General features: G+C 58.0%; 19 protein-coding genes. 16 read left to right on the top strand and 3 right to left on the bottom strand.

Translation table 11 applies throughout. From position 1 onward, the window contains the following. The first annotated feature begins 200 nt into the window (after nt 1-200). From AMUC_RS01955 to AMUC_RS01920, 7 genes are all read left to right on the top strand, one after another. Nucleotides 201-1277, top strand: a complete 1077-nt coding sequence (locus tag AMUC_RS01955; protein WP_012419404.1) for an AAA family ATPase — start codon at nt 201-203, stop codon at nt 1275-1277. Next, on the top strand, nt 1267-2064 hold the full coding sequence (locus tag AMUC_RS11755) for a hypothetical protein (protein ID WP_012419403.1): 798 nt from the start codon (nt 1267-1269) through the stop codon (nt 2062-2064). The genes AMUC_RS01955 and AMUC_RS11755 overlap by 11 nt, the downstream gene beginning before the upstream one ends. A 176-nt stretch (nt 2065-2240) precedes the next feature. Beyond that, nucleotides 2241-4679: an ATP-dependent zinc metalloprotease FtsH gene (ftsH, locus tag AMUC_RS11750; protein ID WP_012419402.1), complete on the top strand. Its 2439-nt coding sequence runs from the start codon at nt 2241-2243 to the stop codon at nt 4677-4679. A gap of 21 nt (nt 4680-4700) precedes the next feature. Beyond that, on the top strand, nt 4701-5051 hold the full coding sequence (rsfS, locus tag AMUC_RS01940; RefSeq protein WP_012419401.1) for a ribosome silencing factor: 351 nt from the start codon (nt 4701-4703) through the stop codon (nt 5049-5051). Between the two features lie 315 nt (nt 5052-5366). After that, entirely contained in the window at nt 5367-7868 is a 2502-nt protein-coding gene (mutS, locus tag AMUC_RS01930; RefSeq protein ID WP_042447562.1) for a DNA mismatch repair protein MutS, read from the top strand. A 1-nt stretch (nt 7869) separates the two neighbouring features. Beyond that, the gene (locus tag AMUC_RS01925; RefSeq protein WP_012419399.1) at nt 7870-8463 is read left to right on the top strand and encodes a 3'-5' exonuclease; all 594 of its coding nucleotides are present in this window, start codon (nt 7870-7872) and stop codon (nt 8461-8463) included. 51 nt (nt 8464-8514) lie between these two features. After that, nucleotides 8515-9246 (top strand): GDSL-type esterase/lipase family protein, encoded by a 732-nt coding sequence (locus tag AMUC_RS01920; RefSeq protein WP_012419398.1) that lies wholly within the window; start codon nt 8515-8517, stop codon nt 9244-9246. A gap of 75 nt (nt 9247-9321) precedes the next feature. Here AMUC_RS01920 and AMUC_RS01915 read toward each other — a convergent pair whose 3' ends face one another. Continuing rightward, nucleotides 9322-11634, bottom strand: a complete 2313-nt coding sequence (locus AMUC_RS01915) for a protein-disulfide reductase DsbD family protein (RefSeq protein ID WP_042447560.1) — start codon at nt 11632-11634, stop codon at nt 9322-9324. 81 nt (nt 11635-11715) lie between these two features. On the opposite strand from AMUC_RS01915, the gene AMUC_RS01910 reads away from it, so the two are divergent. Together AMUC_RS01910 and AMUC_RS01905 are read left to right on the top strand one after the other, a co-directional pair. Then, complete coding sequence (locus AMUC_RS01910) at nt 11716-12123, top strand: OsmC family protein (protein ID WP_012419396.1); 408 nt, start codon at nt 11716-11718, stop codon at nt 12121-12123. Nucleotides 12124-12255: 132 nt separating this feature from the next. Beyond that, the gene (locus tag AMUC_RS01905; RefSeq protein WP_012419395.1) at nt 12256-12717 is read left to right on the top strand and encodes a hypothetical protein; all 462 of its coding nucleotides are present in this window, start codon (nt 12256-12258) and stop codon (nt 12715-12717) included. Nucleotides 12718-12728: 11 nt separating this feature from the next. Here AMUC_RS01905 and AMUC_RS01900 read toward each other — a convergent pair whose 3' ends face one another. Further along, nucleotides 12729-13196, bottom strand: coding sequence for a deoxycytidylate deaminase (locus AMUC_RS01900; RefSeq protein WP_012419394.1), 468 nt, complete (start codon nt 13194-13196; stop codon nt 12729-12731). Beyond that, a complete protein-coding gene (locus AMUC_RS01895; protein ID WP_012419393.1) occupies nt 13186-15852 on the bottom strand; it encodes an MFS transporter in 2667 nt (888 codons plus the stop codon). Before AMUC_RS01895 ends, AMUC_RS01900 begins: the two co-directional genes overlap by 11 nt. 476 nt (nt 15853-16328) lie before the next feature. On the opposite strand from AMUC_RS01895, the gene AMUC_RS01890 reads away from it, so the two are divergent. The 7 genes from AMUC_RS01890 to AMUC_RS01860 all read left to right on the top strand — a co-directional run bounded on the left by AMUC_RS01890 (nt 16329) and on the right by AMUC_RS01860 (nt 25318). After that, on the top strand, nt 16329-16889 hold the full coding sequence (locus tag AMUC_RS01890) for a hypothetical protein (protein ID WP_128252034.1): 561 nt from the start codon (nt 16329-16331) through the stop codon (nt 16887-16889). 80 nt (nt 16890-16969) lie between these two features. Beyond that, nucleotides 16970-17857 carry a prephenate dehydrogenase gene (locus tag AMUC_RS01885; RefSeq protein WP_012419391.1) on the top strand — a complete coding sequence of 296 codons (888 nt, stop codon included), beginning with the start codon at nt 16970-16972 and terminating at the stop codon, nt 17855-17857. Nucleotides 17858-17991: 134 nt separating this feature from the next. Further along, nucleotides 17992-20199, top strand: coding sequence for a TonB-dependent receptor (locus AMUC_RS01880; RefSeq protein WP_167525133.1), 2208 nt, complete (start codon nt 17992-17994; stop codon nt 20197-20199). Nucleotides 20200-20214: 15 nt separating this feature from the next. Further along, nucleotides 20215-20961: an ABC transporter ATP-binding protein gene (locus tag AMUC_RS01875; RefSeq protein ID WP_012419389.1), complete on the top strand. Its 747-nt coding sequence runs from the start codon at nt 20215-20217 to the stop codon at nt 20959-20961. Between the two features lie 5 nt (nt 20962-20966). Next, nucleotides 20967-23783, top strand: coding sequence for an ABC transporter permease (locus AMUC_RS01870; RefSeq protein WP_162610404.1), 2817 nt, complete (start codon nt 20967-20969; stop codon nt 23781-23783). Between the two features lie 176 nt (nt 23784-23959). Further along, complete coding sequence (locus AMUC_RS01865; protein ID WP_012419387.1) at nt 23960-24595, top strand: CatA-like O-acetyltransferase; 636 nt, start codon at nt 23960-23962, stop codon at nt 24593-24595. A 273-nt stretch (nt 24596-24868) separates the two neighbouring features. After that, nucleotides 24869-25318 carry a hypothetical protein gene (locus AMUC_RS01860; RefSeq protein WP_012419386.1) on the top strand — a complete coding sequence of 150 codons (450 nt, stop codon included), beginning with the start codon at nt 24869-24871 and terminating at the stop codon, nt 25316-25318. Nucleotides 25319-25529: the final 211 nt, after the last annotated feature.

The following is a 25529-nucleotide window of genomic DNA, read 5'->3' as shown; positions in this document are numbered from 1 at the left end:
TAATAAGGCGCCCGGCAATGGGAAGCCTAAAATGCGCCGCCTTCCGGGTATGTCCGGAACCTGCGGGGGATGGGGCGGTGCTGCGGCCGTATGCGTTTTCCCCGTTGTTTCCGGTGTTTTTCCGGCAGGCTCCCCGGTGGCCGGCAGCTGGCGGCTTTTGTCATTTACGGCCTGCGCTTCTGTGCTACATTGGGAACGGTATGATACATGACCTACTGGTGAGCGGCGTGACGGTGTTTCCCGGGAGAGAGCATTTTGAGTTTGTTCCGGGAATCAATGTGGTGGTGGGAGGCAATGATTCCGGCAAAAGCCATTTGCTGAAATTATGCTATACCGTGGCCAAGTGGAGCGCTGACGGGGGGAGAAAATCCCTGCCGGAAAAATGGGCGGAGGAGCAGCGGCTCAGAAAAGACCTGATGCGGGTGTTCGCGTCCCGCGGGCTGGCCGGGCTGACGGCCCGGAACCGGGGAAACGCCCATGCGCGCGTGGAGGCCTCCATGGAGGGGGACGGCGTGCCGGAGGGCATGGGGAACCTGGTGTTTGATTTCCAGGCGGGGCATGAAGAGGAGGGGCTGAGCATCCGGGAAATGCCCCGGCGTTTTCTGAACGTGCCGGTGGTGTTCCTGGCAGCGCGGGAGGTGCTGACCATTTATCCGAGTTTTGTGCAGGTGGGAAGCAGATTCCCCGAATTTCTGGACGGCGGCAGTTGGGACCTCTGCCGTTATCTGGATATGGAGGCGGAAGCGGAGCCCATCAGTACGGATGCCGGGCGCGTGGTTGCCAGGCTGGAAAAAATCATCGGGGGGAAGGTGGTGAAGCGTGACGGGCGGTTCTTTTTGCAGCGTCCCGGACAGCAGCCGATAGAAATGAGCCTGGTGGCGGAAGGATTCAAAAGGCTGGGAACGCTGAGCTACCTGATCCGGAACGGTTCCGTGAAAAAAGGTTCCGTCCTGTTTTGGGATGAACCGGAAATGAATCTGAACGCCTCCCACCTGCCCGTGCTGGTGAAAACCCTGACGGGGCTTGCCAAGACGGGGGTGCAGGTTATTTTGTCCTCCCACAGCCTGTTCCTGCTGCGGGAGCTGATGATTCAGCTTTCCGAACCCCGCAATGCCATGGTGCAGAGAAAGTTTTTCGGGATGAGCGTGCCGCGGGGGGAACGTTCCGGGGTAAGGGTGTCCTGGGGGGAATCCCTGGAGGACGTGGGACCTGTCGAGTCTCTTGAAGCGGAAATCGAACAGGCGGACAGGTATTTGAAGCTGAGTTATGAGTCATAAGCCGTCAAAAGCTTATTACGTGGAGGGTGTCCACCGTTTCTGGATCGATGAAGGCTACGTGGTGTGCCGCATTGAATGTTCGGATTATTATGCCCGGCAGGCGCAGAATTTCTGCGGGGGATGCAAGGAAATGGATTTTCTGCTGTATCATCCGGAACGCCGGGATCTGTGGCTGGTGGAAGTGAAGGATTACCGTTTTGACGCTCGGCCCAAGGTGGGGGAACTGGTCTGCGCCCTGAGCCGCAAGGTTCGGGATACGATGTTCCTCCTCCGGGCCGCTTCCGTGGCCGCTCCGGACGAGGAGCCGGCGGAGGGCATTTCCCTGAGGGATTTTTCCATTCAGGCCTCGGGAGCGGAGACGCTGCATCTGGCTTTTCTGCTGGAAATGGGCATGGGCGGCGTCTGGACGGACGGCGGCCTGCTGGCGAATGTCAAGAACCTGCTGGTGGGGTCCATGCGTTTTCTGGATGCGGAACTGGTTTGCGCACCCATTACCTATCCCCGCCGCATCGGCCCCTGGCGCGTGACCTCCGCCCACGGGGAGGTGAGCAAGCGGGTGGAAATCCGCCGCGCCAGAAAATTGGCGGAAATCCAGGAGCAGAGGCGGCGGGAGCGGCTGAACGCGCAGGAGGAGGGGGCCTGGCAGGAAAAGAGCCGGGAAGATGCCGGTTCCCATGCGGCCCCGGCGGAAGAAAGGATGCCCCAGTGGAAGCGGCGTCTCCGGCAGCGCATGAACGGAGAAAGCGCGAACCATGAGGGGCGGCGCAGAAAAAGAAAGCGGGAATGAGGCCTGCGCCGGTTAAGGCCTTATTGCCGGGAAGAGCCCCGGCCCGGAACGGTGCGGGCCCGTTCTGCGGCGGCTGTATGGCATGTCTCGGAAAAAAGTTTTATTTTACAAGGACTCGCGTATCATGCCGCCCTATTCATTAACTTCTGTGTGCTAACCACATTATGTCTGACAGAATGCCACCCAGTCCTCCCCGTCCTCCCAAATTTCCCGGCTCCGGCAGGCCCGAATCCCCCAACTGGGGCGTGTGGGTCATGGTACTTCTCATTGTAGGCGTCCTTGCGTTTGGCTTTTTCACCCCTGAATCTTTCGGGTTGGGCCCCCGCAAGGAAAATCTGGAATCCTTTGAAGCCCAGTATAAGGCGGGGCGCGTGGTGCTGAACGACCCCAAGGCCCCCGTGGAAGTGGTGCTGAGCGAGAACGGTTCCGAAGGCGTTATTCACGCGCTGGTGTACAGGAAGGAAATTCAGCCGAAGGTGGAAATGACCCCCTTTGCGCTGACTTATTCCATGTCCCTTCCGGACCGCGACAAGCCTTTGCTGAATGAACTTTCCGGCTACAGGGTGGTGGAGAGCCCGTACCGGACGGAAGAGGGAAAGAATGTTTCCCTCATTCCTGAGGGAGCTCAGAAGCTTTCCGTGCCAGAATTCAACCGCCTGGCCCTGGAAGGCCGCATCGCCGGAGGAAAGGACGGCATCATCCTGGCGGAAGACGGCAACCAGAACGTGCTGGTCGGACAGATTGTCACCCGCATCTGGCCCGCGGCTACGGGAGACGCCTCCGTGGACAAACAGCGTTTTGAACGTGTGGAAGTGCCTTTTACCCTGGAGTTCCAGGGAGACCGCGTCAAGCAGCTGCTGGGGCCGGATACGAAGTTCAAGCGTGAATCCGGTTCCTGGGGCGGCATTCTGCTGAATCTGCTGCCCATCGTGCTCATTCTGGTGATTTTGTTCTTCATGTTCCGCGCGCAGAGCGGCGGGGCCCGGGGGGCCATGAGCTTCGGCAAAAGCCGGGCGCGCCTCATCTCCCCGGACAAGAACAAGGTGACGTTCAAGGATGTGGCCGGTATCAGCGAAGCCAAGGAGGAAGTGTGGGAACTGGTGGAGTTTCTGCGCAATCCGGAAAAATTCCGCGATCTGGGCGCCACCATTCCCCGCGGCGTGCTGATGGTCGGGGCGCCCGGTACGGGCAAGACTCTGCTGGCGCGTGCCATTGCCGGGGAGTCCAACGCTTCCTTCTATTCCATCAGCGGCTCGGATTTTGTGGAAATGTTCGTGGGGGTGGGGGCAAGCCGTGTCCGCGATATGTTTGAACAGGCCAAAAGGACGGCGCCCAGCCTGATTTTCATTGATGAAATTGACGCCGTGGGCCGCCAGCGCGGTTACGGCATGGGCGGCGGCAATGACGAGCGGGAACAAACGCTGAACGCCCTGCTGGTGGAGATGGACGGTTTTGAAAACAACTCCAATGTAATCGTGATTGCCGCCACCAACCGTGCGGACATTCTGGACCCGGCCCTGCTGCGTCCCGGCCGCTTCGACCGGCAGGTGGTGGTGAACCTGCCGGACGTCCGGGGGCGCGAACAGATCCTGCAGGTGCATGCCAGAAAAGTGAAGATGGCGCCCGGAGTCAGCTTTGAGCGGATTGCCCGCGGCACGTCCGGCTTTTCCGGTGCCCAGCTGGCCAACCTGGTCAATGAAGCCGCCCTGCTGGCCGCCCGCAAGGGGCTGAAGGAGATTACGGAGGCCGAATTGGAAGAAGCCCGCGACAAGGTCAGCTGGGGGCGTGAACGCCGCAGCCTGGCGATTAACGAACGGGGGCGCCGCATTACTGCCGTGCATGAGGCGGGGCATGCCATCTGCCTGTTGAAAACACCGCACAGCGAGCCGCTGCACCGGGTGACCATTGTTCCCCGCGGCGGGGCCCTCGGCATGACCATGTGGCTTCCTTCCGACGACAAGATGCACCAGCTCCGGTCCGAAATGCTGGACCAGCTCGTCGTGGCGATGGGCGGGCGCTGCGCCGAACAAATCGTTTTTGGTGATGTGACCAGCGGTGCTACCGGAGACATCAAGAGCGCCACCAACCTGGCGCGGCGCATGGTGTGCGAATTCGGCATGAGCGAAAAACTGGGGCTGATTGAGTACGGAGAACACCAGGGAGAAGTTTATATTGCCCGCGACCTGGGGACGCGTTCCCGCAATTATTCCGAATCCACGGCGGAGCTGATTGACTCGGAAGTCCGCTTCCTGGTGGACAGCGCTTATGAACGCGCCATGGCCATCCTGACGGAAAACCGGGACAAGCTGGACATTCTGACGGAGGCCCTGATGGAGTTTGAAACGCTGGAAGGTTCCCAGGTCATGGATATTCTGGAATACGGGGAAATGAAAAACCCTCCCGCCAGGGTGACTCCGCCCCCCATGCCTTCCGAAGTGGAGGAACAGCCCGGGAAGGATGATTCCGGCCATAACGAGAAGAAAGAAGCTGAAGAGACCCGCGCGGACGGCGCTGAAGAACGGAAGATGGAAGAGGAACTGGAACAGGCGGAACGGGCCCCCTTCTCCTACAATCCCGTTGATGAGTTCGGCAAGGACGGCGGAGAAAAGAAATAATTCAATAGAAACGAATCGAATATGGTAGCCAACGATGCGATGGAACTGGCCAGGATGTGCGCCCGCGCCGCGGATGACGCCAAGGCCGAAAATGTGCGGGTGTACGACTTGCGGGGCATGTCTTCCCTGACGGATTTCATGGTAGTGTGCACGGGGTTGTCCGTCCCCCATCTGCGCGCCGTCATCCGGGAGCTGGAAGAAGCCGTCCGGGAAAAGGCGGGAGCCCTCCCCACTTATGTGGAAGATACGCCTGTGGCATTGTGGTCCGTAGTGGACTACATTGACGTGATGGTTCACATCATGGGGCAGGAAACGCGCGAATTCTACGGAATGGACACCCTGTGGAAGGATGCCCCCGTGGTGGAATATTAATTCCTCCAATCTGACTTCACACCGTGCCGCATCCGGTTGCGGCACGGTTTTTTCTTTTCTGGAATAAATGGCCTGTTGTTTGCCGCGCTTCGCAAAAAGATGGCGGTCTGCATGGCCGGGTTCTTCCGCATGAGGGCCTGTTTCCGGAGAGGAAGAGAAAAGACGCGATAATGGCAGAGGCAACGCATTTTCTTTGCGGGGCTTTGGATGATTCTTCCCTGGCTTTTCCTTGGAAAAGGGGAGTGGAGCCCCGGTTCTAACAAGATTCCAACCTTGCCTTGAAGCCGCAATCGGATTACTCTTTCACCGTTATTTATGAGTAGTTCCGGACCTGCCTCAACCCCGATGATGGATCAGTACCTTCGCATGAAGAAGGGCTTGCCGGAAGACGTGCTGCTGTTTTTCCGGCTGGGGGATTTTTACGAAATGTTTTTTGAGGACGCCAAGGAGGCCTCCGCCATTTTGGGCCTGACGCTGACCAAGCGCCACGGTATTCCCATGTGCGGGGTGCCCCACCACAGCGCGGAAGGGTATATCGGACGGCTGGTGAAGGGAGGAAAGCGGGTGGCTATTGCGGAGCAGACCACCATTCCGCAGCCGGGCAAGCTGGTGGAGCGGGAACTGACCCGCGTGATTTCCGCCGGAACCCTGGCGGATATGAATTTGCTGGATTCCTCCCGCCATAATTACATTGTGGCGTTGTACAAGGACAAGAAGCGCTTCGGCCTGGCATGCGTGGACCATACCACGGGGGAATTTTCCGTGGCCCAGTTCGAACACATGGATTTGCTTCTGGACGAGCTGTCCCGCATCAATCCCTCCGAACTCCTGGTCAGCGACGAGCAGACGGACTGCTTCCCCGGAACCCACCCCACGCTTTATTACGACGGATATACTTTTCTGCCTTCCACGGCCATTCCCAATTTGCTGAACCATTTCCGGGTGCATTCCCTGGACGGTTTCGGCTGCGGGGAGATGACCGCCGCTCTGGGGGCGTCCGGCGCGGTGCTCCATTATCTGGGCTACCAGCTCCGCCGCCCCACGGACCACCTGCGCCGCATTTCCGTGCGCGCCACGGAGAACGCCGTGCTGATTGACCAGGCCAGCCAGAGGAATCTGGACCTGGTGGATTCCCGCGGCGGCGTGAAGCTTTCCCTGCTGGGGACCCTGGACAGGACGAGCACCCCCATGGGCGCGCGCAAACTCCGGGACTGGCTGCTCCACCCCCTGTGTGATCTGGAAAAGCTCCTGGCGAGGCAGGAGGTGATCGCCGTTCTGCTTCAGGAACCCTACCTGATGAGCAAGCTGAGGGAGAGCCTGAAGAATGTGCGGGACATGGAGCGGCTGACGGGGCGCATTTCCCAGGGCGCCGGGAATGCCCGCGACCTCCAGGCGCTGGCTTCCTCCCTGGCGCGCATTCCCGCGCTCAGGGATGATCTGGAATCCCTGCCCGGCGGCGGGGACATGCTGGAGAGCATCCGTTCCCGCATGGGCTGCTTTGATGAGCTGGTGGATTTGCTCCAGCGCGCTCTGGTGGATGAACCTCCCGTGACCATCAAGGAGGGAGGCATCATCAGGGAAGGGTACCATGCCGGTCTGGATGAATTGCGTCTGGCTTCCCGCGACGGGAAGGAGTGGCTGGCACGGCTGCAGGAGAAGGAGCGCAAGCGCACGGGAATTGATTCCCTGAAAATCCGCTTCAATAACGTCTTCGGCTATTACATTGAAGTAACGAAGAGCCATTACGATAAAGTGCCCCCGGATTACCAGCGCAAGCAGACGCTGGTGAATGCGGAGCGCTTTATTACCCCGGAACTCAAGCAGATGGAGAATACCATCTTGGGGGCGGACGAGCGTTCCCGCCAGGTGGAGTATGAGCAGTTCCTCCTGTTGCGCGAGGAAGTGGGGCGCCACATTGACGATATCCAGATTACGGCGGATGCCATGGCGGACCTGGACGTGCTGCTGGGGCTGGCGGAGGGGGCCCAGCAGTACCGGTATTGCCGCCCCGTTCTGGACAATTCCATGACCCTGCGCATTGTCAATGGCCGTCATCCCGTTATTGAGCAGAATGTTTCCGGCGATGTGTTCGTTCCCAATGACGCTTTTCTGGAACCGGAGGAAAACCGCCTTATTCTGCTGACCGGGCCCAATATGGCGGGCAAGAGCACCTATATCCGCCAGGTGGCCCTGATTACGCTGATGGCCCAGATTGGAGCGTATGTGCCGGCGGAGTCCGCCCATATCGGTTTGGTGGACCGCATTTTCTGCCGCGTGGGAGCCAGCGACGACCTGGCGCGCGGCCAGTCCACCTTTATGGTGGAGATGAGCGAAACCTCCCTGATTCTGAATAATGCCACGGAGCGCTCCCTGATTATTCTGGATGAAATCGGGCGAGGCACGGCCACTTTTGACGGGCTTTCCATTGCCTGGGCCGTGGCGGAGTACCTGCATGACGAGTTGAAGTCCCGCACCCTGTTCGCCACGCATTATCATGAGCTGACGGATTTGGCCAATTCCAGGCAGGGCGTGCAGAATTACAATGTGGCCGTGCGCGAGTGGAAGGAGGAAATCGTGTTTCTGCGCAAGATCGTGCCGGGGGCGGCGGATAAGTCCTACGGCATCCAGGTGGCCCGACTGGCCGGCATGCCTGCCGTCATTGTGGACCGCGCCAAGGCCATCCTGTCCCATCTGGAGATGAATTCCACGCGCCCCCGGAGGAAGGAGCGCTCCCGGCTGGCGGAACCGAGAGCCAAGAATACGGATATGGAAGACGATATGCCTGCCGGGGAATATGCTCAGCTGGAGTTGTTCTGATATGCCTCTGCTTTCGGATACAATCGGCGGCCTGCATTTCGCCGCCATTGATTTTGAATCCGCCGGAGCGGCCCGGGGGGAGACGGACCAGCCCGTCCAGATAGGCATAGCCGCATGTCCCCGCCTGGAGGACGAGCCTGAGTTGTGGACTTCCTATATTGCGGTGGAGAAGCCGGTTTTATGGTCCGCCTCCCAGGTGCACGGCATTACTACGGAGATGCTGGCGGATGCCCCGTCTTTTCCCTCCCTGTGGCCGGAGATACGTTCCCGGCTGGGGCAGGCCGTGGTGGTGGGGCATAATCCGGCCACGGAACGGAAGTTCCTGCGCCGGTTTCCGGGCCACGGCTTCGGCCCGTGGCTGGATACGCTGGCCCTGGGCCGGATGTGCGTTCCCGGTCTGGCGGATTATTCCCTGTCTTCTTTGTGCGGCGCCCTGGGGCTGACTTGTTCCGTGGAGGCTCTGCTTCCTGCGCGCCGATGGCATGACGCTTTGTATGATGCGCTGGCAAGCCTGCTGATTGTCCGTTTTCTGGTAAAGGAATTGAATTTGTCCGGCCAGCCTCTGGATGTATTGGGCAAGGCGGTGAGAACATGATTTTCCCGGCAGGGGAAAGAATGCTTTTCCGGGCCGCGTATTCGGAAAAAGATGAATGCTTCTGTTTTTTCCGCCGCTTTTTTATTGTTGTCCCTTGCTTCTTCTGCCGTGTATGCGGCACCTTCAGATGAGGTTCCGGATCCGCCCGATGTTCCCAAACTGAATACCCAGCCGTGGGTTCCGGCCCGTTACAAGGCGGTCCGGGAAAATTTGCTGGGGAAGGAATGCGGCATTCTGTTCGTGGGGGATTCCATTACAGAATGCTGGGAACGGGAAGGTTCCGCGCTGTGGAAGAGGCTGTTCGTGCCGATGAAGGCGGTCAACTTCGGAGTGAGCGGGGACAGGACGGACAGCATGCTGTGGCGCATGGAAGATACGGGACTGGCAGTCAGAACTTCTCCGCGCTATTGCATTTTGCTGGCCGGGACGAATAATATCGGCCTGTGGAAAGGGCGGCAGCCCGCGGAGCAGACGGTGAAGGGCATCCGGGAGATAGCCGTACGCCTGCTGAAGAGATTTCCGGAGACCCGTTTGATCCTGATGGAGGTGACTCCCTACGGCCCCGATCCCGATAGCCCATTGCGCAGGAGGCAGGAGGAGATTAACCGTTTGCTGCGCAGGCTTGAGCTTCCGAGGACCACTATTTTATCCATTAACGGCAGCCTGCTGAAGCCGGACGGGACGTTCAGGGAGGGCATGTTCAAGGATCATGTCCATTTAACGGAGAAGGGTTATCAGGCATGGGCGGACGCGTTGCTGCCGCTGTTGAACGGGGAAGGGTAAGCTTTCCCCGTTTTCCTGCTGCCCGGCATGGCCTGGAGGGAGGGCGGCGGATTGCCGCCCGCATGACAAGACGTCCTAGCGTTCCATTTCCTTTTCCAGGAATTCCAGCAGGTAGGCCGGGGACAGGAGTTCCCTGGTGACGGCTGGTTTTCTGCCGGGAAGATACAGGGCATTGACGGGAACGGCCGTGCGCCCCAGGTTTTTAAGTTCCTGGTCAATGGCGGGGTTCGTGCGGGTCTTGTCCGCTTTCATCATGACGATGCCATATTTTTTGAAAGCGGCCAGCACTTCATCCGTATAGGAGGCCTTGTTGACCTGGCAGGTGGAGCACCAGCGGGCCGTGAAGTCCACATAAACGGGTTTCCCTCCGTCCAGGGCGGCCTGCATGGCTTCCGGGCTCCAGGGTATCCAGATGTTTCCTTCCTCCTGAAGGGAGGGTGCTGCGGCGGCGGACTCCGCCGCCCCGGGGGCGGAACCGCGGCCGAACCAGGCTGCTCCTTCCGGCGGGAGCATGTAGTACAGGCCGGCCAGCAGGAAGATTACGGAGAAGATGCCTCCCGTGATGCGGGACTTTCTGCTGCGGTACATGGGGCACCATCTGCCGTATACCCAAAAGGCCATGGAAAACAGCACAAGCCCGAAGAAGAGGAACAGGATGTCCTGAGGATGGTTTTCTGCATCAAAGAAGGCCATGTAAATCCAGAGGAAGTAGGCTGCGGTGCCGAACATCAGGAAGGACATGGACTGCTTGAAGGATTCCATCCATGCGCCGGGTTTGGGCAGGTATCTGGTCAGGACGGGAAAGGCTCCCAGAATGATGTAGGGAAGGGACATTCCAAGCCCCATCATGGTCAGGCAGAGCACGATGCCCAGCGGCGGCTGGAGCATGGCCGCGCCGATAGCCTGGCCCAGGAACGGAGCGCTGCACGGGGTGGAGATGACCGTAGCCAGGGCGCCGGACCAGAAGGAGCCGGCATAACCCTTCCGGTGCTGGAGGTCGTTGCCCATGGTCGTGGCTTTGACGCCTATTTCAAAGACGCCGAACATGCTCAGCCCCATGGCGAGCATCAGGCCCAGCAGGCAGAAATTCACCCAGGGGTTTTCAAACCAGAACGCCCAGTTGACAACGCCCTCCGCGCCGCGGCCCAGCCAGAAGTCTCCGCTGAACACGCCGGGGCCGGCTGGGGCGCTCCAGTCAAACATGTTCGCTTTCAGCGCAATCAGAATGGCAGTAATGAGCCAGAAAGAAATCAGGATGCCCAGTACGAAGGTAAGGGAGTGGGCCAGCACTTTTTTCCGTTCCCCCCCTCCCAGCTGGACGAATCCCATAATCTTGAGGCCGATTACCGGGAAGACGCACGGCATGACATTGAGGATGATGCCGCCGATGAACATGAAGAACATGATTTCCCCCAGGCCCATCAGCGGAGGAGCGGGGATGGAAGCGGAAGGTTCCGGGGCGGATTCCGTTCCGGCGGCTGTTGACTGAGATTCCCCGGAGAAGGGGCGGTCGTCCGCGGTGATGATGATGCCTTCCCTGCCGGCGCGCAGGATGCCGGAAAGGCTGGTCAGCGGTTTTCCCCTGTCTGCATCCGGCAGGTTGTTGGGGTAAAGGCCGTCCGTGGTGTCATTGAATTGCATGGACAGCTCATAATTGGAGTCATCCAGTTTTTTGAAGATTTGGGGAGTGGTAGGGTTGATTTCCCCCTGATTGCAGAAAAAATAGACGGAATCCTGCGGAACGGGGCGTCCGTTTGTCCTGAGGTGCAGGGTGACGGTTTTCCCTTCCTGGGAAATCCGGGCTTTCAGCCCTTCCGCCCAGTCGGGGGCGGCAAGCCCTGCCATGTTTCCGGTCAATTCCGCCGCGTCAGGGGCTGTCTGCCCGTCTCCGCGCTTCAGTGTGACGCTGAAGTTTTTGGTTTCCGGGGCGGCGCACTGTTCCGCGCACATTTGCCATGTCATGGTGGTGATGAACGTCGCTTCCGGGGGGGCATCCTTTTCCGGAGTCACCCGGAACGCCATTTTGGCTTTTCCGCTGTATCCGTAAAAATCCACAAGCCCTTTCTCCAGTTCCGGGATTTGCCAGAAGGGGCCTTCCACCCGGAAGCCGGGCACAGGCTGGAGAGCGGCTTCCATGGGAAGGCCCACGGTTCCCGGATTTTTATAGTAAACGTGCCAGTGGTCCGGCAGCGCCAGCTCCGTCACGATGACGAAGGAGGCTTCTCCATAGGAGGTGACAGTGGCCTTGGAGGAACCGGATGTCTGGGGCGGACCAAAGTTTCCCGCTTCCCCGAAGCTCATGCCTCCGAAGTCCTGGGCCTCCCCCGTACTGAAACACCCGGCGATCATGCCCAGGCAGCCGACGGCTGCTTTCAAAAAGTTTCTCATAGCAAAGGCGGTTACCATAAAGAACGGGGGGATTCAATGTTTGTGTGTTGCATGGCGGGGAGCCTTGTATAAAATAAGGCCATGGTAAAAACTAAAACGACGTACGAGGGCGGCCTCCATTGTTCCATGGTTCATGAACCTTCCGGGGCCACGCTTTCCACGGATGCCCCCGTGGACAACAACGGCAAGGGCGAGTCCTTTTCCCCCACGGACCTGGTAGGAGCGGCGCTTGCCGGCTGCATGAGCACGATCATGGGTATTGTTGCCGAACGTAAGGGGATTAATCTGGAAGGCATGACGGTGGAAGTGGCCAAACACATGAATGCGGATCCCCGCCGTATCGGCAAGCTGGAAGTCGTCATTACCGTTCCTCTTCCGTCCGATTATCCGGACAGGAAGCTGCTGGAACAGGCTGCTCTGAGCTGCCCGGTCAAGCACAGCCTGCACCCTGATATTGAAATACCCATTACCTGGAAGTGGGTTGGCTGACCGCTTCCGTGTTTTCTTGAGACCGCCTGTGAAAACAGGCGGTTTTTTTTGTGATGTTAAAAAATGTTGGAAAAATGCAATAATAGTTGAGTATACTTGACTTGTGGTTTTCTGTTGTGCATTTTTCCGGGAATGAAAAAGTTGTTCCCTGTCTTGTTGCTGATTCCTGTGACGGTGTGCGGATTGTTGTCCGGGTGCGGCGGAGGTTCGGGAAAATCCGGAGACGACGGGAACACTTCCCTGAGCGGACAGCAGGTAAGCCTGTTTGAGGGAGGAAGCATCTTATTCCAGCTTCAGTTCAGCGGGCAGGACGTGGATGTTATCAGAATGGATACAAGAGCCGTGTACGACGGGGTTTATACGTACCGGTTCAATAGCGGGGAGAATGCCGGCGTATTGAATATTGCTCCGGCAGCCAACAGCAGCTCCGCCTGTACCATGGCGAATGTGAACATTGCCTTTGACGACGCCGGGCGGAATGCGGGCGTCATTACTTCGGGCACCATTACGGAAACCGGTCTTGATTTGGACCCTGCCATTGACGGCGTTCCCCGCTCCATGGCTGGTTGGACATGCCGCGTACACCGGGATTGATTTTCCGGGCATCAGCTGTCCAGGACAAGGGGGAAGTGCCGGCTGAGAGGATAGTCCGTAACCTGGATCAGTTCCACGCCGTAAAGGCTGGCGATGGCAGGAGCTTCGGATTTGTCATAAGGCTCACAGTAATAAATGGTTTTTACGCCATGGGCACACAGCGCCTGCATGCATGAGGTACAGGGCATCGTAGTGCATGCCACCACCTTGGCTTCCCCCCTCCGGAACAGGCTGCACAGGTTGATTTCCGCATGCAGCATGTATTTCTGGCGTTCTTCCCGGCTGGCCCAGAAGGTGTCCTGAGCCTTGAATCCGGGATACAGTCCGTTGTAGGCGGTGCCGATGACGCGGTTGTCCGCATCCAGGGCGGCGGCTCCCACCTTGCGGTACGGGTCCTCCGACCGCAGGGCTGCCGCGTGCGCCAGCGTCATTACATACTGCGGGATGGGAAGACGGGTTGACGAGGAGTTATTGTTCATGGTTGGAAGACTGAAGTTCCGCCAGGAAGCCCGACTCGTCCAGATACAGGTTGGGCGGCAGGGAATAAGGGGTGGAGAGGGTAGCCCCGGCGATGACGTTGGAAAGAGGGGGATTCAGGTAAAAGCCGGGGAGGAGGCGACCTCTTGTCCTGGCCCGCATGCCGAGCTGCACGGTGCCGTCATCCAGCTTGAAGACGCTTCTCTTCATGGACATGGCCAGGATAATGCCGCGGTCCGTGGCGAAGCAGGGCCTCCATCCGATGTTGGGGAGAACCAGGTCGCCCGAACCGCTGAAGTCATAAAACGGCGTGCGCGTATTCGGAACCAGGCTGTAGAGCCTGCGGCGCAGGAAATCGGAGCCGGCTATCTGCCTGATGCCTTCCGGCATGCTGTGGTCCCCGTCGCTGATGAGGTAAACGGGAGTGCTGGTGAGGATGGGCCACAGGACGGCGGCCACCGTTTCGTGGACTTCTTCTCGTCCTACGCTGGTGAGCAGCAGTTCCCGGGGCTGGAGGGAGTTCACCCGTTCCAGCTGCTGGGCGTTCATCCAGAAGTCGCACAGGCGGCTTTGGGAGCGGGTGCTGTCCAGCAGGGTGGACAGCCATTTCCTGAGTTCCGGATGCTCTGCTTCCACGGTGTCGTTCATCAGGCATTCCGCTATTTCATACCCGGAGAGCCGCGCGTTTTTAGAGAAGACCAGAGGTTTGTGGGCGATGCGCTCCAGATGGTTCAGGATGGCATCCCTGCCGATGCTGGCTGCAATTTCCAGGCATGTGGAGGATAGCTCCCGCAGCGTGTTGATGACCATGCGGGGATTGACGGCATCAGGCTCAATGGGCTCTCCGATGGCGGCGGTGAAACGGTAGGGAACGCGGAGAGGCGCCTTGGAGAAGAAACGGTTGCCTGAGTAGGAGAAGATGCTGCCCCATAGTTCGTCCATGTAAATGGGCACGATGGGGCAGCGCGATTTTTTCGCCAGCATTTCCAGCCCCCGGCGCGCGGCGCACAGGGTTCCCGTGCGGGTGAGCTGGCCTTCCGGGAAGATGCAGATGACTTCTCCGGCCTTCAGGGCCTGGATGGCCTTGGACAGGGATTCCCGCGGATTACGGGAGGAAATGGGCAGGCAGTTGAAGAGTTCCAGAATCCAGCCGAGCCAGCGGATGGCTACGAATTCCTCCGCCACGATGAACCGGATGGGGCGCGGGCAAATGAGAGAAAGGAACAGCGCATCCCCGTAGGTGACATGGTTGGAGACGATAACGGCCCCGCCGTCTTCCGGAATGCGGTCCTGGTGGATGATGCGGGAGCGGTAGACAATCCTCATGATCCAGAGGCCCATCATGCGGATGAATTCACGGGGAATAAGCCGGAATGCCACAATGGTAATGACGACGCCCAGGGCGGCCAGCACCCAGAATTGGTTCTGGATGGAGAAGATGTTCCTGAGCATGAGCTGGAAGCCGACGGCCACCAGCCCCATCAGGCAGTCCATCAGGTTGCCGGCGGCGATTACGGTGCTGCGGTTGGAGGGGTCGCAATTGTCCTGGAGGTGGGCGTTTAACGGCACCAGGTACGCGGCGGCGAAAGCCCCGGTGATGCCGAACCCGATGTTGCTGGGGAGGGAGCCGGGAGCGAAGAAGGACATGAACATGCACCCGATAGTAAAGCCGATTGCGCCCAGGGGGATGAGCCCCAGTTCAATTTTTTTCCGGCAGATGATGGAGGCGATGACGCCGCCTACCACCGTGCCGCCGCTGAGCCATGCCATGAGAATGGCCGCGGACATGCTGAATCCGGTGCCGTCAATGGGGTGTTCCTGGGCGATCTGGAGGGAGATGAGCATCAGGGCTCCGGCCAGGAACCAGAAGTAGGAAACACCGATTTCGCTGAGCCTCAAATCCCGCTGGCTCCAGAGATACTTGAGCTGCACGAAATGTTCGTAAAAGAGCTTCCATTCGAATTTTCTGGTCTGGTTGGCCGGATACCGCGGGAGGTAAAGGGACGCAATGGCTACGGGAACGGCGATGCAGGTGAGGATGAATGTGGGGAAAGCGGCTGCTTCCCAGCCGTCATTGGAGGAGACTTGCAGGATGTCGAACCAGGCGAAGATGCCTATCTGGGCCGCCAGCATGGACAGGATGAGGCTCATTTCCATCAGCCCTGAAGCGTAGCCCAGCTGCCGGGAGCCTACCATGTCCTTGACCACTCCCTTTTTGGCCGGACTCAGGATGGTCGCCTGGACGGAGAAGACGCAGAACCAGAAAACGGCCATTTCAATGTTTTCGTATTTATAACACAGAAGCATGGCCCCCAGTACCAGAATCTGTAGGAAAGACATGAATTGGATGATGCGGGCCTTGCAGAAGCAGTCCGCCAGCCATCCGACGAAAGGGGAGAACAGAATATAGGGCAGAACAAAGATGCAGGCCAGAATGTACTGGAGGGAGTTGACCCAGGAATCCGGTCCGTATGCGGCGTTGGTGGAAGCCAGCCAGACGCCCAGCGGAATCAGCAGGAACTGGGCGGCTTTTTCATTGAAAGCGTTCTGGGCTTGAATGAGAATCAGGGAATAAAATCCCCTCCATTCCTTTTTTGAGGGCATTTTTTTCTTAGATGTCTGTACGTCATCCATGTGGGGCGGATTGTAGCAGATCATGGGGGGTAGGGAAGGATAATCTGTTCCCGTACAGGCGCGTTCCCGGGAAGAGGGGGAAGCGTTTTTTCCGGTTTTTTGAAGAGGGCGGGCAGGGGAGGGCCGGAGGCCGGTGCGGCATGTTCGGGAGGGAAGCGTCTCTTCCCGCTGGCGAACGGAATGGAGCTCCGGCTTCTTCCGAATAAGGCTGCGGCAGGAGTACCTGTTGGAGCGCTTGTTGATAAAGAGTGATGGTTGTTCCGTCTTTGTGCCGTTTTCCGGCTCTTCCTTTTGTTGAGTCCGTCCAGGGCTGTTCCGGCGCTGCCGATGGGTAAAAGAAATGCGGCGAGCGCGTTTGTTCGGGCGGCTTTGCCCGCGTGCGGGGACGGAAGCCGAAGATTCCTTGTCATGAAGAGGTTCGGCAAACAGGCTTTATGGTTGACATGAGGTTGCGGGACCGTAGGATGCTGGCAGAAAGCTATCACCTGAAGAGAGATTATATGAATACTTCCCCGACGATAGGCGTGCTGCTGGCCGCAGGTGCAATTCTTCTGCCTTCCTGTGAAACGGAGCGCGTGAATGAACGCCCCATCGGCATTTATCCTACGGAAAATGTCTATCCGTCCGGCGCTATGGGCGTCCAGGGCAATAGCCTGTTGAATGATATTCAGCGTGAAAATTCTCTGGACCCGATGGCCGGGCAGAATTCCGGGTTTAACCCGGACCCCGCCCGGACCAATTCCGGAACCATCAGCAATATGGTGGGCGGGGCCAACAATATCACGCCTCCGGCTCCCGTTGTTCCCAAGCCCGTCGTTCCTAATCCCGTGGGTGACTCCTCCGGTTCCGGCATTGCCGCCCCCAGGCCTGTGGAACCTCCCGCTTCTTCTTCCATCCCGGTGGCGTGGCCTACGGCGGATCCCACGGTGGTGGTCAGCCCGTATGACCGTACCAAGAAGATCAAGATTTTGAACAGGAGCACCAATAAGCCGTATCCCTCCGGGACGGTGTTGCGGGACACCAACTTCCCCAACGAGATCAAGAAGTTCCGCGTGCCCTGATGCGGCCGCCGCAACGAGATCACGCCGCGCCCCTGAACATGCCGATGTTCCGGGGCGCTGATGTATTTCCCTGTAAATCCATGAGAGAATATTCCAGAAAGCAGCTTTTTTTCTCCTCCGTCGCCATTCTCGGCCCCGGCCTTCTGGGCGGGTCCCTGGCGCTGGCCGTCAGGAAGCAGTTGCCGCATGTGCACGTGCGCTTGTGGGGCAGGAGGGAAGAACCGTTGGAATATGCCCGTTCTTCCGGAGCCGCCCATGTCGCTTCCACCCGGATGGAAGAGGTGGTGGAGGGGGCGGATCTGGTTGTGCTGGCTACCCCGGTTGGCGTGATGCCCCGCCTTGTTTCCGATATGCTTCCTTTATTGAAACCGGGAGTACTGGTAACGGATGTGGGTTCCGTGAAGGGGTGTGTTCACCAGGCCGTGGGCTCCGTGCTGAAGAAAGCTGGCGTGGCGTTTATCGGCTCCCATCCCATGGCCGGTTCCGAAAAGCAGGGTATGGAGCATGCTTCCGGGGACCTCTTCCGGGATGCGACCTGCATCCTGACGAATGACGAGCATGTGCATGAAGATGTGCTGCTGTTGCTCCAGAGGTTCTGGGAGCGTGTGGGCTGCCATTGCATCCGGATGAAAGCGGCGGATCATGATTCTTCCGTGGCACGCATTTCCCACATACCTCATGCTTTGTCTGCCCTGTGCGTCCACAGCGCCCTGGACGGTGGGGATGTGAAGCTGCTGGGGCTGGTATCCGCCGGAGGTTTCCGTGATACTACCCGCGTTTCCATGGGGGAACCGTCCATGTGGGCTGAAATTCTGGAGGAAAATGCTCCTGCTGTTCTGGAGCGTCTGGATGAAGCCCTGTCCCAGCTGGGACAAGTGAGGAATTGGCTGGCTACAGGGGATAAGGAGGCATTGCGGGAATGGCTGAAGGCCGCGGCGGAGAGCCGGGCGCAGGCATTGGGTTTGTGAAAGGGCGGGGCCGTTCTGCCATCAGATGCGCTTTTGCCGGAAGGAAAAGGAACGGTCTGTTATCAAATTGTTAACAAACGGGAATGGACGGTTTTTTGTTCCGTCCTATACTTGCCCCTATGCGTTTATCCAACATGAATACCCCCCGCCATCGCCGCCAGGGGCGCGGCCTGCACCGTGCTGCCGCCATTGGGAGCCTGCTTGTTCTCGGACAATCTGCCTATGCCGAGACAAAGGCCGCCGCCGCAGAGGAAGGCGTGCAGGAAATGCCGGAACGCGTGATGACCATCCGTTCCAGGTCCCTGCGGGCGGAAACGGTCAGTTCCGCTACTCTCACGAACATGAAGACGGAGGAAGTTCCGCAAACGGTAAACGTCATTACAAGGGACCTGATGGATTCCAAGGGGTCCGATTCCCTGGTGGAAGCGCTGCGTATGGATTCCTCCGTCAATACGGGTGGGGACATGCTTTTGTCCCGTACGGCGGACCAGTACACCATCCGCGGCTTTGCCGGCAGTGATGTTCAGATCGGCAATATGCCCCTCCCGCGAGGCATGGGGTATGGCATGGATACGTCCCTGATAGAAAATATTGAGATTGTCAAAGGCCCCATCGGTTCCATTTCCGGCGGTCAGACCAGTACGCTCGGGGCATACGGCGCCGGCGGTTCCATCAACCTGATCCTGAAGGAGCCTGATTTCCTGGAACGGACGGAGTTGACGGCTTACGCCCGCCTTTCCCATCACGGGCAGAAATACCGCGCAACGATTGACGATACCCGGTACAGGGGGGATGAAACGAATGGATTTGCCCTGCGCACGGTGGTAGCCGCCGAGTATGAACGCCCGTTCTGGCTGAGCAACGGAGCCAACGGAGGCCAGAAGTACACGGTGTCCCCCATTTTCCGCTGGCAGCATGATTCCCGCACCAAGACGGTGCTGACGACCAGTTTCCAGTATCAGAATTCTCCGACGACCATGGGCATCCCTGTGCTGGGCGGCCATTTTGTGGGGCCGTATGACGCTTGGTACGGTTCTCCGAGCGGAAGGCTTAATTCCAAATCCCTGCTGGCGATGCTGGATTTCGAACGCAAGCTGGAAAAGATATGGACGATCCGCATTGGCGGCGGTATTGGGTACAGCGATGTGGACTATAATGTCTGGGGCATTTCCTCTTCCGCTGGGAGAGGAACCAGCACGGCGGATTATTACAACCAGATGATTGCTTCCGGAAAGGCCAAATATGAAGCCGCCTGGAGCGACGAGTGGAATATCAACTGGAATTTTTATTCCAACGCACTGGCGGAATTTAAGACCGGGCAGGTGAAGCATGAAGCCCTAATGGGCGTTTCTTACACGGGGAGCAGCACTTATGGAGACGGTTCCAGCCTGGTGACAAACGCCACCGCAAATACGAACGGCTATTTTTCCCTGTACAATCCTCCTCCTTTTTTCCCTGCAGGGCGCGATTATTCCGGCGCCAATGCGACGGATACCGTGGTGCAGAGGGCTGGTTTTCTGCTGCAGGATGTCCTCAGTTATGGACAGTGGCGTTTTCTGGCCGGCGTTCGCGGTGACGCGCATTTCAGCCTGGACAATAATTATGCGTTTGCGTGGAGCCCCCGCTTCGGAATTACCCGCATGTTCGGCGAACGCGTAGCGTTGTTCGCCAACGCAGCCCGTACCTCCGCCCCCAACTTCGGGTATCTGGATGAAAACGGGAAGGAATTGACCGATTCCTGGCGTACGGACCAGATGGAATTCGGGTTCCGGGTCAGCCCGGTTGATAAGGTGTGGTTTTCCGCTTCCTGGTTTGACATCATCCAGAATAATACGCCTGTTGCCATAGACGGATATACCAACCGGTACTATTCGGACGGCTCCAAGAGGGCGGAAGGCGTGGAACTTTCCCTGAACGGGGAAATAACCAAGAATTGGAGTTCCTATCTTTCCTACACCTACACCCGCACCAAGAACCGGACCACCGGGGAAGTGTATCCCACGATTGCTCCGAATGCTCTGGCCCTCTGGCAGAAGTACCGCATTGACGGAGGGTTGCTGAACGGTACGGTGCTGGGCTTGGGCTACCGCTGCAAGGATTCCTATTACGCTACGTTCCGGGGCGCAAAAATTGCGGACAACTACACCATCCCCTCCTATAGCGTATTCGACTTTACGGTGGAAATCCCCCTGCCGGAATCCAAATGGCTGAAAGATGCCACGCTGAGGCTGGCTGTGTATAATATCTTCGATAAAAAGTACGTGCAGTCCACCCGCCATGCCGTGCAGTGCACGGTGGGAGAGCCGCGCACGTTTGAAGTAGGCCTGAAGACCACGTTTTAACCTTGCGTTTCCGCCATGAGTTCCCCCGTCATTTCCGTCAGCCATCTCAAGCGCGGTTTCAAATCCGGTTCCGGGAGTATAACTGTGCTGAAAGATATCAGCCTTACCGTGAACCGGGGAGAGTTCGTCGCCGTGATGGGCGCAAGCGGCTCCGGAAAAAGTACTCTGCTGAACGTGCTGGGAGGGCTGCTGGCTCCGGATTCCGGCACGGTGACGGTGGATGGGATGGATCTCGGTTCCATGTCGGATGCCTCCCTGACGGTGTACCGGCGGGACCGTGTAGGGTTCATTTTCCAGATGTTTAACCTGGTGGGCACCTTGAACGTGGAGGAAAACATTCTGTTGCCGTCCCTGGCGGGAGGCAGGAGGGTGGCTCCCGCCGCCCTGGACGCCATGATTGAAAAGGTTGGACTGTCTCACCGTCGGCATGCCATGCCTGATACGCTCAGCGGCGGGGAGCAGCAGCGCGTGGCGATTGCCCGTGCATTGGTCTCCGGTCCCGCTCTGGTGCTGGCGGATGAGCCTACGGGCAACCTGGATTCTGAAAATACCCGGCTTATGGGAGATTTGTTCCGGGATTTGCATCGTGCGCAAGGTTGTGCTTTTGTCCTGGTGACGCATGCGCCGGACGTAGCCATGTGGGCGGATCGTGTAATCGTACTCAAGGACGGCAGCATTGTGGACGACAGATCCACAGCGGAATTTGCCGGTCCTGCGGAATTGTCCTCCTTCTATGAACGTACGCTGAATGACGCCTTATGACGTTGATGTTCAAACTGATTTGGAGGGATCTGCGCGCCAACCCCGGCCGAATGGCTGTCAGCGTGTTCGCCATCCTTGTCTCCGTCAGCCTCATTGTATGGATGATGGGGAGCTATGATACGCTGGTCAGGGAGTTTGACAATGATGCGGAGGCCTATATGGGGAATTATGACCTCTGCCTGGTGCCGGAGTCTCCCAAAGGGCCCCTTCCTCCCGGACAGTACCCGCAGTTCCGTGACCCGGAGCTGCCCGCCCGTCTGGCCGCCTCTCCCCTTGTGGAAACGGTGAACGCCGCGTGCCAGGTGCCGCGCCTCCAAATCGGCTGCGGAAATGAGCGGGGCAGCTTTGACGAGCAGACGCGCGACCGCATGGGAATTCCTCCCCAGAGCCCCATCCTGGTGGGAAACCATGCTGTGGAGTGTCCTTATGAATTGAAAGAGGGAATTTGGCCGGATATGGCTTCCTCCTCAGCCATGGAGGGGGTGCTGGGCAGCGGAAGCGCCAAATATTTCAGCGCGGGAGTGGGGACTGTCATGAACGTGCGCGTGGGAACGCATGTGTACGACGTAAAGATTGTGGGCATCGTCAAGCAGGCCAAGGCCACCCCCGGCGTCATTATGGGGCCGGGCGGCATGTCCGGCCCGGCTTTTTCCTCCCTTTTTGTGCCCGTGAAGGTATGCGAGAAAATTACGGGGCAGCCTTTTGCCCCTAATTTGATTTACGTTCAGCTCAAGGAAGGGGTGGACAAAAAGGAATTTGCTGAGAATTTCCGGCAGGAGCTGGTCCAGGCTTCCGCTGCGGTGGCGGATACGGATTCCATCATCCGGCGGCTTTCCAGCGACCGGGCCGTCCGTTCACAGAAGGATAGCGCGGAAATGTCCGTCTGGCTTGTCCTGTTTTCCTGTATTTTCATTATTTTCACAACGTTGAGCATTGGCGTCAGCGAACGTGCCCGCAGACTGGCCCTGATGCGTGCTCTGGGGCTGGGGCGCATGCAAATTGCACTGCTGATTGCAGGGGAGGGGATTTTTCTGTGCATTCCGGCATTGCTGGGAGGGTTGGCCGCAGGCTTTTTCCTGGTGTACCTGCTGGAGGAAGGCTCTGCCTCTGTACCCGTGCTGACCTGGTCCACAGTATTAACCGCCGCCGTATGCGCTGTGGGCGGGGCCTTGCTGGCTTCCATTATTCCTGCGTGGCGCGCTTCCCGCCAGTCTCCGCTGGAAGCGGCCGTTCCTTCCTCCGGATTCATCGGGAAGGTGAGCCGTGTTCCTGTGTGGTCTGTCGTGGCGGGCCTCGCATGCGTGTGTCTTCAGCCTGCGGCCCTGCTGTTGCCGGGCCTGGAGGTAGAAACGCGCAAATGGATATTTTTCTGGCTGGGTTACCCCGGCCTGGTAGCCGGTGCGCTGTTTCTGGCCCCCACCTTCGTGCGCGTGACGGAGTGGGCCGGGGCATGGATTACCGGATTTCTGCTGCACGTTCCGCATTCTTTCCTGAAAATGCAGCTCAGCCGCAACCTCAGCCGTTCCGTGGGAACTGCCGTATCCATGTCTGTGGGCCTCTCTCTTTTTGTGGGGGTGCAGACATGGGGCTATTCCATGCTGGTTCCTTTTTCCCCGGATACGTCAACACCCGGAACCCTGGTTTCCTTCCTGCATACGGAGTTCAAATCTGCGGATGTTCCGGAGCTGATGGCGCGCCCCAGCCTGCGGAATTCCCGAATGTATCCCATCTACGTGGATGAACCGGATATTGCTCCGGCACAGATGAAAAGCCCCGGTTTTTCCGGGATGCGCAACCGTTCCATCGTACTGGCCGGCATTCCCGTGGCGGAGATGGCCGGGGGGAGCCATCCGCTGTTCAACCCCGTGTTTGTTTCCGGAAATCCGCAGGAGGCTTATGCCATGCTGGAATCCACCCGTTCTCTCCTGATTCCGGACACGTTTGCACGGACGGTGGGGTTGAAGGTCGGGGATGACTTGATGCTGGTTAATCCGTCTTCCCGGGAACGCCGTTCCGGAAATGAGCCCTCTGCCGGTATTCGCGGCCGGGGCAGGGGTGGCGCCGTACGGGGAGAACCCTGGAAGGTGGCGGGAATAGTTTCCTTCCCCGGCTGGCATTGGTTGACCAAGACCAGCGGAATGCGCGTGCGCCGCGGGGGTTTTGTTGCCGCTTTGGCGATTGCCGATGAACGCTGGCTCAAAGAGGAATACGCTCATCAGGGATTCCAGTTTATCTGGGGGGATACTGCTCCGGGGATCAGCAACGTGGAACTTCAGAACGACCTGGGGGAATACGCCCTGATGAAGGTGCGGGAGCAGGAAAACGGAGGGGAAGGCGCCAAGCCTCTGGTGAAGGCCCTGACCCGGGAAAGCCTGGGAGGAAGCGTTACCAGCCGCGGGGACGATGTGATTTTTACGATGAGCAAGCTTCCCATCATCATGATGGTGATCGCCGTTCTGGCCGTACTTAACACCGTCCTGGCTTCCGTGCAGTCCCGCCGCCGGGAGTTTGGATTGATGCGTGCGGTGGGCGTGCCGGGCGGCATGGTGATGCGGATGCTCTGGGCGGAAACGCTGATGGTTTCCCTGTGCTCCGTTGTCATGAGTCTTGTGCTGGGAGTCCTGGGCGCCTGGTGCTCCATCCAGATTTTGGAATACGGCTATCACTTCGGCGTCGTTACTCCTCCTGTCACGATGCCTTGGGCGCATCTGGCCTGTGCTGTGCTTTTGGTGCTTTCCCTCTCATCCTTGGCGTGCCTTCTGCCTGCGTGGCGCATGAAGCATGCGTCCGTAACGGATTTGCTTTCCGTTCGCGAGGGGTAGGGGGCATTCAGGATGTTCTTTGTTGCAACATAGTTGATAATTGAATAAATAGAAGCATTAATCAATGCTTTGGCGCTGGGAACAGCCGGGTTGGAATTTCCGGTAGAGCCGGGGAATAATGGAAGGAAAGAAGCTGTTGTGAAACGGGGAGCCTTCCCTGAATAGAAAATAAGTGCATGAAAAAGAAAATAGAAATCTCTTCCTGGCCTCGAAAGTCTCATTATGAGTATTTCCAGACGTTTGACTGCCCCATGTTTTCCATTACGTCCCCGGTCCGGGTGGATGCCCTGTACCGTTATGCGAAACGGGAGGGGGTTTCCTTTTTCATTTTGTGCCTGTTTGTGCTGCTGAAGGCGTTGAACAGGGTGCCCCAGCTGCGCCAGCGGGTGGAGGAAGGGGATGTATGGGAGTATGAGTCCGTGGATGCCCTGGTTCCAGTGCTGGCTGCGGATGGAGAATTCACTCAGATTTTAGTGGAATACCGGATGGAGTTGTCTGATTTCCTGAAACATGCCGTTCCTCTTGTGCAGGCTGCCAAACTTGCTCCCGCCCAGGCGAATCCGTGCCATAGGGCGGATATCGCCGTATTCAGCTGCCTGCCGTGGATTCCATTCACACAGGTGGCCAGCGCCTACAGAGTGTTTCGGGGACAATACTTTCCCCTCATCCATTGGGGGAAGATGGAGGCGGATGCTTCCGGCAGGATGGTGATGCCCGTGGCCATTCAGGCAAACCATGTGCTGGTGGACGGGGTGCATGTGGGCCGTTTTTACGGTATTCTGGAAGAATTGTGCGGAAATCAATTCTGTTAAAAGGATTTTTCCGTGGCGTGGTTCCAACAGAACTTGAGTTTGTGAATTGAGGTGAATCAAGATGAATTTGAACTGGATGCAAAATACTGAATAATAACGCAATATAAATTTCGACTGAATTTTGGAATTTCACCGTCATTCAAAAAACGTGGTGACCTGCGTGGTGACCCGATTTGACAAATGGCAGTTTGAGTTGTTATATTTGCAGAACCAAAGTGGCTGACAGGGAACAACTGTGAAAGCCGACATTCAAATTTAACGACAAACAAATATATGGCAACAACACCCTCTCCGAAAAAATTGACACCGTTTCATGTTCGCAACAAGGACTTGAAAAAGGATACCGCGACTCTGTTTATCCGCATCCATACCCGAAAGATTGATGTGCTTATTTCGACATTGCTCCAAGTGGAGGTGAACGAATGGCTGAAAGCCACCGCTTCGCCACGTGCGTGGCTGGCGCATCAGAAGAAGAATTACCAACTTCATGCCAAGCTAACGCAGATTGAAGGCATCGTAAAGGCTCACATGGCGAAAATTGATTTCGATCGTGAGGCTCTCGACATGGATGTGCGCTACATATCCGAGTCTGAAAAGGTGGATGCAGAGCGCAGGGCAAAAGAGGAAGCAGCCGCAGCCGAGCGGAAGGCGATTACCAAGCGTGAAGAGGCGAGAGAAAAGGCGCGAACGGCTATATGGAGAAGGTTGTCAACAAGCATCTGACCAACCTGAAAGCTTTGATAAACGCCGCTTTCATTGATGGTGTGCATGACACAACCAACGTGCCGCTTCGCTGATTGTGAAGAACAAGATTGAAGACCGCGACAAGGCTGTCGAAATCTATCTGACGGAAGATGAACTGCAAGTTCTCTATGAAATGCCGCTGACCGGTAAGAACGACCTTATACGCGATGTTTTTCTCATCGGTTGCTAT

It is taken from the genome of Akkermansia muciniphila ATCC BAA-835, assembly GCF_000020225.1.
GTDB classification, from domain to species: Bacteria; Verrucomicrobiota; Verrucomicrobiia; order Verrucomicrobiales; family Akkermansiaceae; genus Akkermansia; species Akkermansia muciniphila.
Note: the sequence above shows the minus strand (reverse complement) of the source record. Positions and strands in the feature narration are given on the sequence as shown.

Bases quoted from the DNA above. Each gene is read 5' to 3' on its own strand.
- AMUC_RS01955 (WP_012419404.1), top strand. From the start codon at position 201: ATGATACATGACCTACTGGTGAGCGGCGTGACGGTGTTTCCCGGGAGA.
- AMUC_RS11755 (WP_012419403.1), top strand. From the start codon at position 1,267: ATGAGTCATAAGCCGTCAAAAGCTTATTACGTGGAGGGTGTCCACCGT.
- ftsH (WP_012419402.1), top strand. From the start codon at position 2,241: ATGCCACCCAGTCCTCCCCGTCCTCCCAAATTTCCCGGCTCCGGCAGG.
- rsfS (WP_012419401.1), top strand. From the start codon at position 4,701: ATGGTAGCCAACGATGCGATGGAACTGGCCAGGATGTGCGCCCGCGCC.
- mutS (WP_042447562.1), top strand. From the start codon at position 5,367: ATGAGTAGTTCCGGACCTGCCTCAACCCCGATGATGGATCAGTACCTT.
- AMUC_RS01925 (WP_012419399.1), top strand. From the start codon at position 7,870: ATGCCTCTGCTTTCGGATACAATCGGCGGCCTGCATTTCGCCGCCATT.
- AMUC_RS01920 (WP_012419398.1), top strand. From the start codon at position 8,515: ATGAATGCTTCTGTTTTTTCCGCCGCTTTTTTATTGTTGTCCCTTGCT.
- AMUC_RS01915 (WP_042447560.1), bottom strand. From the start codon at position 11,634: ATGAGAAACTTTTTGAAAGCAGCCGTCGGCTGCCTGGGCATGATCGCC.
- AMUC_RS01910 (WP_012419396.1), top strand. From the start codon at position 11,716: ATGGTAAAAACTAAAACGACGTACGAGGGCGGCCTCCATTGTTCCATG.
- AMUC_RS01905 (WP_012419395.1), top strand. From the start codon at position 12,256: ATGAAAAAGTTGTTCCCTGTCTTGTTGCTGATTCCTGTGACGGTGTGC.
- AMUC_RS01900 (WP_012419394.1), bottom strand. From the start codon at position 13,196: ATGAACAATAACTCCTCGTCAACCCGTCTTCCCATCCCGCAGTATGTA.
- AMUC_RS01895 (WP_012419393.1), bottom strand. From the start codon at position 15,852: ATGATCTGCTACAATCCGCCCCACATGGATGACGTACAGACATCTAAG.
- AMUC_RS01890 (WP_128252034.1), top strand. From the start codon at position 16,329: ATGAATACTTCCCCGACGATAGGCGTGCTGCTGGCCGCAGGTGCAATT.
- AMUC_RS01885 (WP_012419391.1), top strand. From the start codon at position 16,970: ATGAGAGAATATTCCAGAAAGCAGCTTTTTTTCTCCTCCGTCGCCATT.
- AMUC_RS01880 (WP_167525133.1), top strand. From the start codon at position 17,992: ATGAATACCCCCCGCCATCGCCGCCAGGGGCGCGGCCTGCACCGTGCT.
- AMUC_RS01875 (WP_012419389.1), top strand. From the start codon at position 20,215: ATGAGTTCCCCCGTCATTTCCGTCAGCCATCTCAAGCGCGGTTTCAAA.
- AMUC_RS01870 (WP_162610404.1), top strand. From the start codon at position 20,967: ATGTTCAAACTGATTTGGAGGGATCTGCGCGCCAACCCCGGCCGAATG.
- AMUC_RS01865 (WP_012419387.1), top strand. From the start codon at position 23,960: ATGAAAAAGAAAATAGAAATCTCTTCCTGGCCTCGAAAGTCTCATTAT.
- AMUC_RS01860 (WP_012419386.1), top strand. From the start codon at position 24,869: ATGGCAACAACACCCTCTCCGAAAAAATTGACACCGTTTCATGTTCGC.